The 15,624-nt window shown below is 41.3% G+C and carries 17 protein-coding genes and 3 pseudogenes; 1 reads left to right on the top strand and 19 read right to left on the bottom strand.

Annotated elements, in window-relative coordinates; all coding sequences use genetic code 11:
- Position 1 precedes the first annotated feature (1 nt).
- Both SK608_RS00430 and SK608_RS00425 read right to left on the bottom strand, forming a co-directional pair.
- The gene (locus SK608_RS00430) at positions 2-478 is read right to left on the bottom strand and encodes a PTS sugar transporter subunit IIB (protein ID WP_000156970.1); all 477 of its coding nucleotides are present in this window, start codon (positions 476-478) and stop codon (positions 2-4) included.
- Positions 475-2,262, bottom strand: a complete 1,788-nt coding sequence (locus SK608_RS00425) for a glycoside hydrolase family 35 protein (protein ID WP_033675694.1) — start codon at positions 2,260-2,262, stop codon at positions 475-477. Before SK608_RS00425 ends, SK608_RS00430 begins: the two co-directional genes overlap by 4 nt.
- A gap of 319 nt (positions 2,263-2,581) precedes the next feature.
- Between SK608_RS00425 and SK608_RS00420 the strand changes: the two genes are divergently transcribed.
- Positions 2,582-3,298, top strand: a complete 717-nt coding sequence (locus tag SK608_RS00420; protein WP_001007194.1) for a GntR family transcriptional regulator — start codon at positions 2,582-2,584, stop codon at positions 3,296-3,298.
- A gap of 307 nt (positions 3,299-3,605) precedes the next feature.
- Here SK608_RS00420 and purB read toward each other — a convergent pair whose 3' ends face one another.
- From purB to purM, 17 genes and pseudogenes are all read right to left on the bottom strand, one after another.
- A complete protein-coding gene (purB, locus tag SK608_RS00415; RefSeq protein ID WP_033675692.1) occupies positions 3,606-4,901 on the bottom strand; it encodes an adenylosuccinate lyase in 1,296 nt (431 codons plus the stop codon).
- 63 nt (positions 4,902-4,964) lie between these two features.
- On the bottom strand, positions 4,965-5,192 hold the full coding sequence (locus SK608_RS00410) for a hypothetical protein (protein ID WP_033675690.1): 228 nt from the start codon (positions 5,190-5,192) through the stop codon (positions 4,965-4,967).
- A gap of 9 nt (positions 5,193-5,201) precedes the next feature.
- Positions 5,202-5,297, bottom strand: a pseudogene (locus SK608_RS11560) (hypothetical protein); the annotation flags it as partial.
- A 2-nt stretch (positions 5,298-5,299) separates the two neighbouring features.
- Entirely contained in the window at positions 5,300-5,992 is a 693-nt protein-coding gene (locus tag SK608_RS00400; protein ID WP_033675686.1) for an aspartate/glutamate racemase family protein, read from the bottom strand.
- A gap of 3 nt (positions 5,993-5,995) precedes the next feature.
- A pseudogene (locus SK608_RS12020) lies at positions 5,996-6,076 on the bottom strand (phosphoribosylaminoimidazole carboxylase); the annotation flags it as partial.
- 41 nt (positions 6,077-6,117) lie between these two features.
- On the bottom strand, positions 6,118-6,867 hold the full coding sequence (locus tag SK608_RS00395) for a hypothetical protein (RefSeq protein ID WP_033675685.1): 750 nt from the start codon (positions 6,865-6,867) through the stop codon (positions 6,118-6,120).
- A 9-nt stretch (positions 6,868-6,876) separates the two neighbouring features.
- Positions 6,877-7,968 (bottom strand): 5-(carboxyamino)imidazole ribonucleotide synthase, encoded by a 1,092-nt coding sequence (purK, locus tag SK608_RS00390; RefSeq protein WP_033675683.1) that lies wholly within the window; start codon positions 7,966-7,968, stop codon positions 6,877-6,879.
- Positions 7,955-8,443, bottom strand: a complete 489-nt coding sequence (gene purE, locus SK608_RS00385; RefSeq protein ID WP_033675680.1) for a 5-(carboxyamino)imidazole ribonucleotide mutase — start codon at positions 8,441-8,443, stop codon at positions 7,955-7,957. Before purE ends, purK begins: the two co-directional genes overlap by 14 nt.
- A 29-nt stretch (positions 8,444-8,472) precedes the next feature.
- Entirely contained in the window at positions 8,473-8,589 is a 117-nt protein-coding gene (locus SK608_RS11555) for a phosphoribosylaminoimidazole carboxylase (protein WP_082242374.1), read from the bottom strand.
- 264 nt (positions 8,590-8,853) lie between these two features.
- Complete coding sequence (gene purD / locus SK608_RS00380; protein WP_033675678.1) at positions 8,854-10,119, bottom strand: phosphoribosylamine--glycine ligase; 1,266 nt, start codon at positions 10,117-10,119, stop codon at positions 8,854-8,856.
- Between the two features lie 273 nt (positions 10,120-10,392).
- A complete protein-coding gene (locus tag SK608_RS00375; RefSeq protein WP_033675672.1) occupies positions 10,393-11,148 on the bottom strand; it encodes a hypothetical protein in 756 nt (251 codons plus the stop codon).
- A gap of 70 nt (positions 11,149-11,218) precedes the next feature.
- On the bottom strand, positions 11,219-12,766 hold the full coding sequence (gene purH, locus SK608_RS00370; RefSeq protein WP_033675670.1) for a bifunctional phosphoribosylaminoimidazolecarboxamide formyltransferase/IMP cyclohydrolase: 1,548 nt from the start codon (positions 12,764-12,766) through the stop codon (positions 11,219-11,221).
- A 24-nt stretch (positions 12,767-12,790) separates the two neighbouring features.
- The gene (locus tag SK608_RS00365) at positions 12,791-13,300 is read right to left on the bottom strand and encodes a VanZ family protein (protein WP_033675669.1); all 510 of its coding nucleotides are present in this window, start codon (positions 13,298-13,300) and stop codon (positions 12,791-12,793) included.
- A 71-nt stretch (positions 13,301-13,371) separates the two neighbouring features.
- Positions 13,372-13,525, bottom strand: a pseudogene (locus SK608_RS00360) (bifunctional phosphoribosylaminoimidazolecarboxamide formyltransferase/IMP cyclohydrolase); the annotation flags it as partial.
- The gene (locus SK608_RS00355) at positions 13,518-13,991 is read right to left on the bottom strand and encodes a GNAT family N-acetyltransferase (protein ID WP_033675667.1); all 474 of its coding nucleotides are present in this window, start codon (positions 13,989-13,991) and stop codon (positions 13,518-13,520) included. The pseudogene SK608_RS00360 and the gene SK608_RS00355, both read right to left, overlap by 8 nt.
- 44 nt (positions 13,992-14,035) lie before the next feature.
- Positions 14,036-14,587: a phosphoribosylglycinamide formyltransferase gene (gene purN, locus SK608_RS00350; RefSeq protein WP_033675665.1), complete on the bottom strand. Its 552-nt coding sequence runs from the start codon at positions 14,585-14,587 to the stop codon at positions 14,036-14,038.
- Positions 14,584-15,606, bottom strand: a complete 1,023-nt coding sequence (purM, locus tag SK608_RS00345; RefSeq protein ID WP_000182561.1) for a phosphoribosylformylglycinamidine cyclo-ligase — start codon at positions 15,604-15,606, stop codon at positions 14,584-14,586. The genes purN and purM overlap by 4 nt, the downstream gene beginning before the upstream one ends.
- Positions 15,607-15,624 lie beyond the last annotated feature (18 nt).

The following is a 15,624-nucleotide window of genomic DNA, read 5'->3' as shown; positions in this document are numbered from 1 at the left end:
CCTATTTTAATAAGCTCAAAAAGTCTGAAATTGGATCATTTGGAACCATTTGAGCAGTAAGTTTAACACCTTTTTCTGCCAGTTTGTGGAAGTCTTCCACATCCTTGTCTACTACGTTGATAGAACGTGTGATGGCGCGAGTTTCTGGTGTTTGAGACATATTCCCAACATTAAGGGTTTCAAGTGGTACACCTGCTTCTACCAAACCAAGGAAGCGGTCTGGTTTGCGAGCCACAATAAAGAGACGTTGGCTATCGTATTTTCCAGCAAGAATATTGGCTGCCGCTTTTTCAATTGGCAAAATACTCAATTTTACACCTGGTGGTGTCGCAAGTTTCAAACCACTCTTTTCAACGTCGTTGTTGACAACTTCGTCATCTACAACCATAATACGTGAAACATTTAGTTTTCCAGCCCATAGATTGGCTACTTGTCCGTGGATCAAACGTCCATCGATACGGCATCCTACAATTGTCATAAGTTTTCCCCCTTTATATGTTTTAGTGTAGGTTTACGAGTTAAATGAATCTCTTCTTTATATTGGCCCTCTGTCTCAAAGATGATGATACGATTGGCACCTTCCTTGAGATAGCTATGAGGAATATAAAGAGAGAGGGTTGGGCCGACGTTCCAAAAACGTCCTAGATTCTGCCCGTTTACAAAGGCAACTCCCTTACCAAACTCAGATAAGTCTAGGTAAGTATCTTTTGGCTCTTCGACTGTAAAGTCATAAGCGTAAAAGGCTGGTTGTCCTTGATTCCATCCTTTTGAAAAATCAATTTTCTCAGGATTATCTAGTGGGAGTGGATAGTGTTTCCAGTTTAGTAAGAAGTGCAAATCCTTACAAACCCCTGTCCGAATTCCCTTACGTTGCGTATCTGCTAAGAACTTATGTCCATAGTTGACACGCCCCATATTTTCTACCAAGATATCTAACCTAGATAGCGCTTTCTTTTCACCTTGATAAAAAATATCTTCCCCAATCTCTGTCTGATATTGGGTTTTGACCCATTGACCATCGACATAAAGCTGAGCCCTATCTCGACCATCAATGATACGAAGTCTTTCTTCTTCTGCATCCCAGTTTGTTTCTGTTCGATAAAGTAGGTAGCCATAACTTTGTCCCAGCTCCTCCATCTTTTGAGGATAGAGACTTTCTACTGGATTTGACAAGCTATCCAGGGTTTCAAACAAGGAAACTTTTTCAACTAGTGGAATAGCATCCAACTCCATACTCTCTTTGTAGAGTGGCTCCAACTGCGGGTACTCTGGAAAATGTGTTGCCATCATCTTCTTGACTGCCAAGTATTTGGCAGTTGGATTTCCTTCTTCATCCAGAAGCGCATCGTAATCATAAGACGTAACTTGTGGCAGGTCCAAAGTTCCTCGAGCCGAGCAACCATTCATGAATCCAAAGTTTGTACCACCGTGGAACATGTAAAGATTGATAGAGCCTTGCTCCAAAACTTCTCGAACTGCATCTGCTAATTCTTTTGGATCCCGTGTGATAATCGGTTCTTTCCAACGATTGAACCAGCCATCCCAAAACTCCATACACATGAGTGGCCATTTTTTGCCATGTTCATCAAAGAATTCCTGCATCTGTGAAAAGTTATAAGGTGCCTTAGAACCAAAGTTCCCTGTCACAAAGAGGTCATCTTCGATTAAGGTTCCAGCTTTCAGAGTAGCTCTCCATGGACCATCTGATGTAAAGAGTGGACAGGTTACGCCACGCTCTTCCATCAACTGTCGAATGGCTCTCAGGTAAGCCTTATCTTCTCCATAAGAACCATACTCATTTTCAACCTGCATCATAAGGATATTGCCACCCTTGTCCAACAAATGTGGAACCAATCGTGGCAAGAGCTGGTCATAATAGCGACCAACAGCCTCAATATAGGCAGGATCTGAGGAACGAATCCTCATATCTTTGGTTAAGAGCCAAGCTGGTAAACCACCGAATTCCCACTCTGCACAAATGAAGGGAGAGGGACGAACGATAGCGTAGAGACCCAAATCTTGTGCCGTTTGGAGAAATCGCTCCAAATCCAGAGCTCCTTCAAAGTGAAACTCACCCTCACGAGGCTCATGTAAATTCCAAGCCACATAAGTCTCTACTGTATTAAAACCAAGAGCCTTCAAGTTATAGAGCGAATGATACCAATCTTCTGGAGGAACCCTAAAATAATGAATGGCGCCAGATAAAATCTTAAATGATTTTCCATCGAGATAAAAATCATCTCGTATCTCAAATCGTGTCATATTCTTACCTTCTGACAACTAAAGTTTACGCTTTCATTTGTTGATATATTGAATATAACTCAATATACCACATTTGTCAATAGCTTTTCACAATTTTTTTCATTTTTCCCCAACTTTTACACAAAAAACTTATAAAGATATAAAATTTACAGACATATAGCTTCAAACAGGTAGCATGTATAAAAATGTATAAAACCTCCTATTTTTTATGTAAATTAACCTTATAGCCTATTATTCTAATTTTTTTATTCAAAAGACTACTATTCTTTCCGGTTTTATGGTAAAATCTTTAACGGAGAAGGAAAATCGAGGTGAAATTATGGCAATTCCAAAGTATCAATATATAAAAGATGAATTAAAGAACAAAATCATTTCTGGCCAATTCGCTAGTGGAGATAAATTTTACACTGAAGCTGAATTGATCGCTATGTATGATGTAAGTTCTATCACAGTTGTCCGCGCCTTAAACGACCTTGCCAAAGATGGCTATATTGTCCGCCAACAAGGAAAGGGTACATTCGTTTCACGCGCACGCAAACACAAACTCGTAGAGTTTTCTGATGTAGAAGTTTTTGAAACTAAAGATGATAAAGTGACCGTCCTTTCTATTGAGCGTGGAAACAAACTAAGCTACCTAGAAAAACTTGGACTACGCGGTAACCAATTCTACTACAAGATTGAACGTGTACGCGAAACAAATGGTGTCGTATACATCTATCACACATCTTATATTCCAGAACAATACATCAACGCAAATTATCCAAATCTTGAATATTATAGCTCTATCTATAACCGTTTCAAATTGGATTATCACATCCACATGAATGATGAACATTTTGAAGAAATCAATGAAATAGCATTTCCAACTCCAGAACATGCGGCTTCAGTCCTCGGAGTCGATGAACAATTCCCTAGCGTTTTACAAACCAAGACTACTAAATTAGAGTCTACTGGTCAGGTTCTCGCTTACAGCGAAACTTATAAACGAGCGGATTACTACAAAATCAAATTCATTTCATGTGACCGTGATCACTAAGAAGAAAGCCTAAGCCTAATCGCTTGGGCTTTTTTCTATGATTATTATATCCCATCAAAACTGTATTTTCTATATGTCAATTAAGATAGACTAAATTTGTTTAAATTTTACTATAGTAGATTGAGATAAGATGTGAATAAATCGATTAGGAAAATTAAATTAATTTCTAGAAATATCTTAACAGTCATTATGTACTATTCCAGTTTCAATCTGCTATAAAATATTGGCGTTCTGTTTATAAAAAAGAAAAATCGAAATTCTACTACTCATATAGATGGAGTAATAAAAATTCGATTTTTTATTCTAATTATCCTAATCCAAGACGTTCAAAGATATCATCCACTCGTTTGGTATAATAAAGAGGGTTGAAGATCTCATCGATTTCCTCTTGAGTCAGGCGTGATGTCACCTCTGGATCTGCTTCAAGAAGTGGTTTAAAGTCGACTTGATTGTCCCAAGAGTAGGCTGTTTTTGGTTGCACCAAGTCATAAGCTTGCTCACGTGTCATCCCTTTTTCAATCAAGGTCAACATGGCACGTTGGCTGAAGATGAGACCGAAAGTTGAGTGCATGTTGCGGATCATGTTTTCTGGGAAGACTGTCAAGTTTTTGACAATATTTCCAAAACGGTTGAGCATGTAGTCAATCAAGATAGTTGTATCTGGTGTGATGATACGCTCAGCTGATGAGTGTGAAATGTCACGTTCGTGCCAGAGAGCCACGTTCTCATAGGCTGTCAGCATGTGACCACGGATAACACGCGCAAGACCAGTCATGTTTTCAGAACCGATAGGGTTGCGTTTGTGAGGCATAGCTGAAGACCCTTTTTGACCTTTGGCAAAGAATTCTTCTACTTCGCGTTGTTCTGATTTTTGAAGACCACGGATTTCCGTTGCCATACGCTCGATAGAAGTCGCGATGCTGGCAAGAACTGCAAAGTACTCAGCGTGAAGGTCTCGAGGAAGCACCTGTGTAGAGATTTCTTGAGCACGAATACCCAATTTGTTGCAGACGTATTGCTCAACAAATGGTGGGATGTTGGCAAAGTTCCCAACCGCACCCGAAATCTTACCAGCTTCCACACCAGCAGCCGCATGCTCGAAACGCTCGATGTTGCGCTTCATTTCGCTGTACCAAGTCGCCAATTTAAGACCAAAAGTTGTAGGCTCAGCGTGCACACCGTGGGTACGCCCCATCATGATGGTGAACTTGTGCTCCTTAGCCTTATCAGCGATGATGTTGGTGAAGTTTTCAAGGTCACGACGAATGATGTCGTTTGCCTGCTTGTAAAGGTAACCATAGGCAGTATCCACCACGTCGGTAGAAGTCAAACCATAGTGAACCCACTTGCGCTCTTCGCCAAGCGTTTCAGAAACCGCACGTGTAAAGGCAACCACATCGTGGCGAGTTTCCTGCTCAATCTCCAAAATACGGTCGATGTCAAAATCCGCTTTTTCACGAATCAAAGCTACATCTTCCTTAGGGATTTCCCCCAACTCAGCCCATGCCTCGTCAGCCAAGATTTCCACCTCAAGCCAAGCACGGTATTTATTTTCTTCACTCCAAATATTCGCCATCTCAGGGCGAGAGTAACGGTCGATCATATTGTTAATTTTTCCTTTCTTCGTAAGCTGTTGGGAATAAGTTATCTAGGTAAACCAAGATTTCTACTCAAACTCCTCTTTTCCAATAAACACAGATGGATAGTGTGGTAATTCATTGAGATCAGTATCCAATGGTAAATCATAAATTGCTAAATAGTTTTCAGGATATTGTATAGCTAGTTCTTCATATTTAGCTTGTACCTTATTTTGGTCAGCACTAGCAAACAAGACTTCGACAACTGCTCCAGTCTTATCTTTTTCAATAAATGCATTAACGATAATTTGTATCATAGACTTGTCCTAAAAATCAATCCCTTTCCCAAACTCCTCAATCTCATCTGGCACATCACTAAACAAAGTCACATGTCCCATCTTGCGGTTGTGCTTGTCTTCTATAATCATTTATTTACCCCCCACTCCGCCGCTTTCTCTGCATGAATCACTGTTGTGTCGTAGAGAGGCAGGTCGGTGTCTGATTGCTTGACGAGGAGACCAATCTCGGTACACCCCAAGATAACAGCTTCAGCGCCTGCTTTTTTCAAATCATCTATAACGGCAAGATAAGTCTGCTTTGAGCTTTCTTTGATATTCCCTAGGCAAAGTTCGTCATAAATGATTCGATTGACCTCTGTAATACCAGCTTGGTCTGGAATCAGCACTTCTAACCCAGACTCTATTAATTTCTCCTTGTAAAAATCTTGAGTCATGGTGTACTTGGTCCCTAGGAGGCCGACTTTTTGAATACCGTCAGCCAACAAGGCCTGCGCAGTTGCCTGCGCAATATGCAAGATTGGAATCGTAATCTGCTCCTGTATCTGCGAAGCAACCTTGTGCATAGTGTTGGTACAAATAACGATGAAATCTGCACCAGCTTGCTCCAAGCGCTGAGCAATATCTGCCAAAAGTTGACCGCTTTTCTCCCAGTCTCCGACTGCTTGATAATGCTCAATCTCTGCAAAATCAACACTATAAAGTAGAATCTTAGCTGAATGCAAGCCACCCAGCTCTTTTTTGATGGTTTCATTGATGATTTGGTAGTAAGATGTGGTACTTTCCCAACTCATACCACCAATCAGACCGATAGTTTTCATAGGCTAATTAAACTCCTCCTTGCTTATCGCCACCGACAGATAATGCAGCAAGCTACTTAGATCCGTATCCAATGGCGAATTAAATCTAAATAACTTAAAAATTATTGATATAAGTGTTATACAGCTTAATTATTTAAATATTTAATAATCATTTCTGTTACAATTCTCACAGGATTTTGCTCAATATTATAAAATGCGTATCCCAGTAAGATGAATAATGATATACAATAAAAAGCTACAAAACTTTTAGATGATATTTTTAGATTTTCCTTTTTCTGCAATACAGATGTTCCTTCATAAAGTAGAACAAATAAAGTCATTATCAAAATTGAAAAAATTGAAATATTTCTGACTCTATCAATTTTAAAATTTGTAAACAACTTTAAAAACTCTGGTATAGGAGCTGAAATTGATTCAATGGTTGATTGTAAACCAGAAAACTTACTAAAATCAATTTTTGTATTTGTTTCCCAAAATTCTTTTACATTAGTTGGTAAAAAATTTAAAAGATAAAAAACTACAATACTTACTACTGGAGGAATCAGTTCAAATTTATAGTCAATTCCTAACCTCCAATATCTTAAAATTTTTATCAATGAAATTACCATAATTATAAGAATCATTAACTTTCCTGCCAATGAATAAAAAAGGTAGATCCCAAAAAATATCAAAAAACATAAAACCATAGGACCATAATCGCTATGATTTGTTGAATTAGAATTATTACTTTCTTTGTTGATATTCTGAGTAAAATAATACTTGTCACCAATATCAATATTTACCGATGGAGTAGATGGTTTGAAAAGAAAAACAACACCAATAAATGACATGATTAATTCTAGAATTGGCACAATATATTGAACAAAAGTTTCCAAAACTACCTCCTAAAAATCAATCCCCTCACCAAACTCAACCACACTATCCGGCACATTACTAAACAAAGTCACATGTCCCATTTTGCGGTTGTGCTTCGCTTCTATTTTACCATACATGTGGAGGTGGGCGCTTGGATTTTCTGTGACATATTTTTCAGCAGCCTCAACGTGTTGGCCGAGTACATTAAGCATAACGGCTGGCGCATACAGTTTGATAGCTGGCAATGGCGATCCCAGAACGCCTAGAATATGGGTATCAAACTGGGAGAAGTCGCAGACTTCAATCGAGTAGTGTCCAGAGTTGTGTGGGCGTGGGGCGATTTCGTTGACAATGATGTCATCAGCTGTCGCAAACATTTCCACGCAAAGAGTTCCAGACAAATTAAGCTGTTCAGCAATTCGCACTGCCATGGTTTTTGCTTTGGCTGCTAGACTTTCTGAAATGCGGGCTGGCACAATGGTTTTTGAAAGAATGTTGTTTCGGTGGATATTTTCCTGAACCGGGAAAACTGTCACGTCCTTGCCATTTCCTGACACGATGACAGAAATTTCAAGGTCAAAGTTGACGAACTCTTCCAAAACGCAGTCTGCTGAGTCGGCTAGTGCACGGGCTTCTCCCAAGTCTGCTTCCGAGCGAATGACTTTTTGTCCATGCCCATCGTAGCCACCGGTAGCAGTCTTTAGGACATAATTTTTAGAAAGGTCAATAACTTCCAAATCTTGGCTTGAGGTCACAACCTTGTAAGGTGCCACAGTGACTTGAGCCTTGTTTGAGAGAAAGTCCTTTTCAAAAATGCGATTTTGCGAAATGCGGAGCAGGTCGGTCCCTTGAGGGAGTTGTCCTTCCTTGATAACCGCATCCAAACCATCAGCATCGACATTTTCAAACTCATAGGTCAGGACATCACAACGCTCAGTCAGCTGACGAAGGGCGTTCACATCATTATAAGGCGCCACGATGATTTCCGCTACACGAGAGGCTGGGCAATCCGCTGCAGGGTCAAGCGCAATAACCTTGTGCCCCATGTAGATAGCAGAAATGGCCATCATCTGACCGAGCTGGCCACCACCGATGATTCCGATTGTTTTAGATGAGCTCATTTGTAGACTCCTCTGCGATTTTTCCTTGCTCTTCTGCGAAATCTACCAAAGCTGTCGCGATAGCCTGATCTTCTACTGAAAGGAGACGGAGGGCAAAGAGGGCCGCATTAGTCGCACCTGCTTCACCGATAGCCATAGTCGCAACCGGTACGCCACCCGGCATCTGCACGATAGAGTAGAGTGAATCCACGCCACTAAGGACACGCGATTTGACAGGCACCCCGATGACAGGAAGGGTTGTTTTAGCTGCGACCATACCTGGCAAATGGGCTGCGCCACCAGCACCTGCGATAATGGCCTTGATGCCACGGCTACGAGCCTCCTCCGCATGTCTGAACATGAGGTCTGGTGTACGGTGGGCAGAAACAACTTTCTTTTCGTAGGCTACACCGAAGCGGTCTAGGACTTCTGCTGTTTTTTGCATGGTTGCCCAGTCTGATTTTGAGCCCATGATAATGGAAATTACGGGTTTCATTTCTTCTCCTTTTTCTTCTTTTTCAACAATCACCTTAGGTTGTGAGGGACGGCAGCAGCCACCAAAGGTGTCTCATGTCTAAATCGGAAGTCCAAGGTCTTCCAATTTCCCTGAACGATTGGATTATCATCCAATCGTTCTTTCACAACAGTAGTAATTGTTCTATATTAGCTTGCTAACGCTCGCAAACCATACGACCATTAACGTATTTTGTGAATTTTTATTTTTCTTTTTAATAATCGTCTAATGTAGTGCGGACGTAAGCGAACGCTTGTGGCGTTCCATTACTAAAACTGGAGCTTAGGTCTCCAGTTTTCCGCTCCTAGTAGCAAAGCTACTAGGAGTTCCACTACTGCGACGATTATTCTATAGTGGCTCGCTTTCGCTCACCATGACAATTTTTGTGTCTGTTAATCTTTTATGGCCTTGCTTCCGATATCTGTTCGGTAAAAGAGGCCTTCTGTTTTTTGTTGGGCGAGTTCTTGGTAGATGGTGTCTTGAGTTTCTTTGACAGTATCTGCTGTGGTGACGAGCATATAGACACGTCCGCCGTTTGATAGCAGTGCTCTGCTATTTTCCGCAAACTTAGCCCCTGCATAATAGGTGATAATGTCACCTTCTGTCTTGGCTGGTAACTTGACACCTTTTTCATAGTCTAGCGGATAACCGTTGGATGCGACAACCACACCCAGAGTCACACCCTTGTCCGTCCAGGTGATGTTTGGCTCCTTGCCATCGAGGATATCCGTAATATTTTGTGCAAAGTCAGATGTTAAACGAGGCAAGATGATTTGCGTTTCAGGATCTCCAAAACGAGCGTTGAACTCGATGACCTTAGGTCCATCAGCTGTCAAGATAAGCCCTGCGTAAAGGATACCCAGATAAGGGCGACCTTCTTTAATCATCCCTTCGAGGACTGTCTTGACAATGGTGTCAACCGCTGTATCAACTACACTCTGTGGTAAGTGTGGAACTGGCGCATAGGCACCCATCCCCCCCGTGTTAGGCCCCTTATCGCCATTATAGGCACGTTTGTGGTCCTGAGCTGTTGGCATGATGTAGAACTTATCACCATTGACAAAGGCAAAGAGTGAAAATTCCTCTCCTTCAAGGAATTCCTCAATAACCACACGCGCACCTGAGTCACCAAATTTATTGTCCAAAAGCATCTCGTGAGCGGCTTCGACCGCTTGCTCAACCGTCTCCGCAACGACGACACCCTTACCAAGCGCCAAGCCATCCGCCTTGACTACGATAGGCGCACCCTGCTTTTCGATATAAGCCTTGGCTTCCTCGAAATCTGAAAATGTGCCATAGGCTGCTGTCGGAACGCCATATTTGACCATGATTTCCTTAGCAAAATCTTTGGACCACTCTAGCTCTGCCGCCAATCTTGTCGGACCAAAGGCTTTGAGACCAGCTGCATTAAAATCATCCACGATACCAGCAGCAAGGGCATCATCTGGACCGATAAAGGTCCAAGCAATATCGTTGGCCTTTGCGAAGTCAATCAATTTAGAATATTCGGAAATAGAGGTATTTACCAATTCCAGACCATCCAGAGTCATCCCATCATTCCCAGGAGCTACAAAGACCTTTTCAACGTCTTTTGATTCAAGCAACTTCTTAGCAATCGCATGTTCACGACCACCCGAACCGACAACTAACAGCTTCATTTCTCAACCTCTTTTGCGAATTATTTAATAATATTATATCATAAACGTTCGTTTTAATCTTGTTTCACTCCGCATTTTTACGCAAAAAAGAGTCTGGGACAAAAAGATTTTGATTTTAGGAATTCTTTATTATAAATTTTAAAAATCGATAGATTAGACAAAAAAGCGAACAAGACAGAATTCTGAGTGTCAGATAACTTGTTTTGTTCGCTTTTTATATTTAAGGTTAGACTTTTATCCCAGACTCTTTACGTTCTTAATGTCTAAAATGTCTCACTCCGTTATATATTCCTCTTTCAACACTTTAGCAATGTTCGGTTCCAATAAATTAATAAAATACCTTTTCAAATTTAAAATATTATCAACCTGTTCTTTATCTAACCTAAAAGAACGACCCGTTTGAGGCTCCTTTAATGTACGTAATAAATCTTTGCCAGTTGGCCACACTAATTTTCTTGCCTGAGGTTGAAAAGGGCTTACCCCCGTTCCTGGCATTGTTCCCCCAATAAATCCATTTGAATTTGCCGTACTTGAACTTTTGTTTATCAATGTAATAGTAGCAAATCCTAACGAATCTTCGCCAAATACAACAATAATGAACGGACGAATATCATACTCTGATTCACTATTAGAATAATAATTAAGCTCTTTTTCAATTCCATATTCATACTTGTTATTTTTAAAAATATTTTTCTTTAGTTTAACCACTGTTAAATCATCATCATTTAGCGAATGCTCTTTACTATTAAATTCTATCAGATTATCATTCTTTGAAAAAAGCATAAATACATCTGGATTTGGTCCAAATTCTCCTTCGAATGCTATCGAAGAGAAGGCATAAAAACCATGCTTGTAATCACCTCTAAGTTCCCATGACATAGTACTTTGACCCGCAAAAGGAAAATGTATATTATCAATCCTGCTTTTTCTGATATATCTCTTTTTATTTATAACATTTATAAATTCTCTAAAATCTGGACTAATTCCAATGGTTGGTCCTGATAATGACATCCCTATATTTAACGACATCTTAACTTCTCCATTCTATTGATTTACCTAATTATATAAAAATACCAGGTTCTTCTATAAACCTCATTTTTCAATGTCTAAAATGTCTCACGCCTGTGAAGACCATAGTCAAGCCATATTTGTCAGCGGCTTCGATAGACTCTTGGTCACGGACCGATCCACCGGGCTGGATGATAGCCTTGATACCTGCTTTGGCGATTTCTTCCACGTTATCCGCAAATGGGAAGAAGGCATCAGAAGCAAGGACAGCGCCGTCAAGACGGTCTTTAGCTTGATCAATGGCAATACGGACTGAAGCCACACGGTTAGTTTGACCTGGACCAACACCAAGTGTCATGTGGTCGTTAGTCACGATAATTCCGTTTGATTTGACGTATTTAATAGCCTTCCAAGCGAACTCAAGAGCTGTCGCTTCTATCTCAGTTGGCTGGCGTTTGGTCACCACTTGCCAGTCAGTTGGGCTTTCTTTGACCACGTCTTGGTTTTGAACGAGGAGTCCACCGACAACACCTGTGTATTCTGCTTCCACTTCGCTAGCCTCTTGAGCATCAAATGTCAAGGCAAGGATACGCAAGTTTTTCTTTTTATTGGTCAAAATGGCTAGCGCTTCATCCGTATAGCTTGGTGCAATGATGATTTCAAGGAATACACCATGCATCTTCTCAGCTGTCGCAGCATCCACCTCACGGTTGAGAACGACAATCCCACCAAAGATAGACACTGGGTCAGACTCATAAGCGTAGTCCCAAGCAGTTTCGATATCATCAGCCTGACCGATTCCACATGTGTTCATGTGTTTGAGAGCCACAACGGTTGGACGGTCTTTGAAGTCACGGATAATACGAATGGCAGCGTCAGCATCGCGGATATTGTTGAATGACAATTCTTTACCGTTGAGCTGTTTGGCTGAAGCAATGGAGTAATCAGTCGGCAAGGCTTTTTGGTAGAAGTCTGCGTCTTGTTGAGGGTTTTCACCGTAACGCATAGCTTGTTTAAGGTCATAAGTCAAGGTCAGTTTTTCTGGCTTACTTTCACCCACTTGAGCTGTGAAGTATTCTGCAATCAAGGCATCATAAGCCGCAGTGTGGCGGAATACTTTTGCTGCTAAACGTTGACGAGTTTCATAAGTTGTTTCACCATTTGCTGACAATTCGTCAAGAACCACACTGTAGTCAGCAGGGTCTACCACAACTGTCACGCTGGCATGATTTTTTGCTGCTGAACGAAGCATAGATGGCCCACCGATATCAATGTTTTCAACTGCATCAGCGTAAGTCACGTCTGTTTTGAGGATTGTTTCCTTGAATGGGTAAAGGTTGACCACTACAAGGTCAATGAGCTCGATTTGATTATCTTTGGCCGCTTCCAGGTGACTATCCAAGTCACGACGAGCGAGGAGTCCACCGTGGATATTTGGATGAAGGGTCTTAACACGGCCATCCATCATCTCTGGGAAGCCCGTCACATCATCGATCGCAATGGTCTCCACCCCAGCATTGTCAAGGGCAACCTTGGTTCCACCTGTTGAGATAATATCCCAACCAAGTTTTTTTAGTTCTTGGGCAAATTCAACAATGCCCGCTTTGTCTGAGACGCTGATTAAGGCGCGTTTAGTCATTATATTCTCCTTTTTAATCATTAGTTAAACACCAATTAAATGCAGTAACAGTAAAACAAAATAAGCAAAACCAAGGCTAATCATACCTAAGATATTGACCCATTTTCTAGTCTGTGATTTGAACACTCTTATAAAAATTTGATAAATCAGTAAGCCTACACAAACACCTAGCGTATTTAAAGCCAAATCCGTTATATCTGTTATACCTATTGCTAAAATATACTGTAAGCACTCAAACAATAGACTAATCAAGAAACCTGTCCCGACTATTCTTAAACTAGATAAATTAGTTTTTATCAGAGGGAAACAAACACCTAATGGAATAAAGGAAATCAGATTAAATAACATTTCAGCAAAAACAATTTTTCCGTCTACTATTAGTGGTTCTGAAAATGGAATCCAATTGATGTACCTTGGAGCTAAGAAAAATGCTATAAATTCAGGATTGGTCTCAAACTTAAATAAGATTCCCCAAGTTAATAACATCAGATAGACATAAAATACATATCGAGTTGTTTTTTTAGATTCTAACATTACAAATACCTCCGTTTGAAGCCGTTTTCAACAATCACTGACTCCAATTTTGAATCAAAGATATCATATGAATCATCAATGACACTGGTGCTCACCCCAGCATTATCAAGGGCAACCTTGGTTCCACCTGTTGAGATGATGTCCCAACCAAGTTTTTTTGAGTTCTTGGGCAAATTCAACAATGCCCGCTTTGTCTGAGACGCTGATTAAGGCGCGTTTAGTCATTATATTCCTCTTTCTTTAGGTCCAAGCGCATAGCGACTTCGTTATTTTCTTCTATAAATCCTGTTTCCTGAAAACCCAAACTAGTCAGCAGGTGCTTCATTTTTTCATTTCCAACCACATAATCTGCAATAATATGATTGCAAGCGATATCCATCTGAGCCTTTTTGATTAGAACTTCCAAGGCTTTTCGACCATGACCTCTTCCTTGGTACTGCTGACCAATCATTATCCGCCAGATAAAGTATTCCGCTTCATCCTTATCTATTTCCAACAGGAGAAAACCAACCACAAGCTCATTCCAATAAATTGCCATTGGAAACACATCCCCATTCTCTCTGTAGAGCCATGCGTCAGCTAAAGAGCGTACATTTGGAGACACGAAACGTGCTCGTTCATCAGCTTCAGATATTTTCAAATCCAGCACTGCCTGAAAACTACTCTCATCTACTAATTTTATCTCAATCATTTTTTCTCCTAGCAATATTGCAAAATCAAAACTTGATTTACTTCTTATCTTCTACCCACCCCTAAACTCTCCAACACTTGAGGATAGAGCTGATACTCGGTGGCATGAATACGTTCTTCAAAGCTGGCTATGGTATCATCAGCCAGCCGTGGCACACGTACTTGTTTGATGATCTTACCAGTGTCCACACCAGAATCTACCCAGTGAATGGTCACGCCGCTCTCAGCAACGCCAGCAGTCCAAGCATCCTCAATCCCATGAGCTCCTGGAAATTCTGGCAGGTAGGCTGGATGAATGTTGATAATCCGGCCTTCATAAGCTGCTAATAAGGTTGGTCCAACGATTTTCATGTAGCCTGCTAGGCAAACCAAGTCAATCTGGTGTTCTTCCAAGAGTTCGACAAGGGCTGCTTCGTAGTCTGCCTTGCTCTCAAACTCCTTGAGTTCAAAAGCATAGGACAGAACGCCGAGCTTGTCTGCACGTTCGAGCACATAGGCATTACGATGGTCTGAAAAGACAAACTCTACTGGAAATTGTTCCGCTACCACCTGAAAATTTGAGCCATTACCAGAGGCAAAAACCGCTATTTTTTTCATTTGATGATGACACTTTCGTTTTCTTTCTTGACGATACGACCAATTTCATAGACTGGTTCATCCAACAATTCCTTGACACGACTTACATTTTCAGGGCTAACTGCCAGCATGAGCCCCACACCCATATTGAAGATTTCAAACATTTCTTCATGTTTGATTTTACCATATTTTTCAAGAGCTTTGAAAATTGGAAGCACGGGAACCTTGTCTTCTTCAATCTCAGCAGCCAAGTCAGCTGCAAACATACGAGGGACATTCTCGATAAAGCCACCACCTGTGATGTGGGCAATTCCATTGACCAACTCTTCTTTGATGAGTGGCAAGACAGCCTTGACATAGATACGAGTTGGCTCAAGAAGAACTTCCTTAAGTTTCTTGCCTTCCAATTCTGGCAAGATTTCCTCACCTGTGTAATCCGCAAAGACACGACGGACGAGAGAGTAACCATTGGAATGAATCCCACTTGAAGCAAGTCCGAGAAGAACATCTCCTTCTGCCACCTTTGAACCGTCAATGATTTGAGATTTTTCAGCCACACCGACCGCAAAACCAGCCAAGTCATAGTCAGCTTCGCCGTACATGCCAGGCATTTCAGCCGTTTCCCCACCAATGAGGGCAGCGCCTGCCTGCACACAACCTTCTGCCACACCAGCGACAACTTGTTCTAGTTTAGCTGGTTCATTCTTCCCTGTCGCCACATAGTCCAGGAAATAGAGAGGCTCCGCACCTGCAGCGATGATATCATTAACACACATGGCCACACAGTCCTGACCGATAGTATCGTGCTTGTCGTACTTGATAGCCAGCATGATCTTAGTTCCGACACCGTCAGTCCCTGAAATCAAGACAGGTTCTTTAACCCCAGTCTTTGAAAGGTCAAACATACCACCAAAGCCACCAAGAGCTCCCATGACACCTGCACGCTCCGTACGAGCCACGTGCTTTTTAATCCGTTCAACAACTTCATAACCCGCTTCAACATCCACGCCAGACTGGGCATAAGCATTCTTATTTGTCATTTTTATATTCCTTTTCTT

The sequence above is a fragment of the Streptococcus mitis subsp. hohhotensis genome (assembly GCF_000722775.1).
GTDB lineage: Bacteria > Bacillota > Bacilli > Lactobacillales > Streptococcaceae > Streptococcus > Streptococcus carlssonii.
Note: the sequence above shows the minus strand (reverse complement) of the source record. Positions and strands in the feature narration are given on the sequence as shown.

Excerpts from the sequence above, each read along its gene's own strand:
- SK608_RS00430 (WP_000156970.1), bottom strand. The coding sequence starts at position 478 with ATGACAATTGTAGGATGCCGTATCGATGGACGTTTGATCCACGGACAA.
- SK608_RS00425 (WP_033675694.1), bottom strand. The coding sequence starts at position 2,262 with ATGACACGATTTGAGATACGAGATGATTTTTATCTCGATGGAAAATCA.
- SK608_RS00420 (WP_001007194.1), top strand. The coding sequence starts at position 2,582 with ATGGCAATTCCAAAGTATCAATATATAAAAGATGAATTAAAGAACAAA.
- purB (WP_033675692.1), bottom strand. The coding sequence starts at position 4,901 with ATGATCGACCGTTACTCTCGCCCTGAGATGGCGAATATTTGGAGTGAA.
- SK608_RS00410 (WP_033675690.1), bottom strand. The coding sequence starts at position 5,192 with ATGATACAAATTATCGTTAATGCATTTATTGAAAAAGATAAGACTGGA.
- SK608_RS00400 (WP_033675686.1), bottom strand. The coding sequence starts at position 5,992 with ATGAAAACTATCGGTCTGATTGGTGGTATGAGTTGGGAAAGTACCACA.
- purK (WP_033675683.1), bottom strand. The coding sequence starts at position 7,968 with ATGAGCTCATCTAAAACAATCGGAATCATCGGTGGTGGCCAGCTCGGT.
- purE (WP_033675680.1), bottom strand. The coding sequence starts at position 8,443 with ATGAAACCCGTAATTTCCATTATCATGGGCTCAAAATCAGACTGGGCA.
- purD (WP_033675678.1), bottom strand. The coding sequence starts at position 10,119 with ATGAAGCTGTTAGTTGTCGGTTCGGGTGGTCGTGAACATGCGATTGCT.
- SK608_RS00375 (WP_033675672.1), bottom strand. The coding sequence starts at position 11,148 with ATGTCGTTAAATATAGGGATGTCATTATCAGGACCAACCATTGGAATT.
- purH (WP_033675670.1), bottom strand. The coding sequence starts at position 12,766 with ATGACTAAACGCGCCTTAATCAGCGTCTCAGACAAAGCGGGCATTGTT.
- SK608_RS00365 (WP_033675669.1), bottom strand. The coding sequence starts at position 13,300 with ATGTTAGAATCTAAAAAAACAACTCGATATGTATTTTATGTCTATCTG.
- SK608_RS00355 (WP_033675667.1), bottom strand. The coding sequence starts at position 13,991 with ATGATTGAGATAAAATTAGTAGATGAGAGTAGTTTTCAGGCAGTGCTG.
- purN (WP_033675665.1), bottom strand. The coding sequence starts at position 14,587 with ATGAAAAAAATAGCGGTTTTTGCCTCTGGTAATGGCTCAAATTTTCAG.
- purM (WP_000182561.1), bottom strand. The coding sequence starts at position 15,606 with ATGACAAATAAGAATGCTTATGCCCAGTCTGGCGTGGATGTTGAAGCG.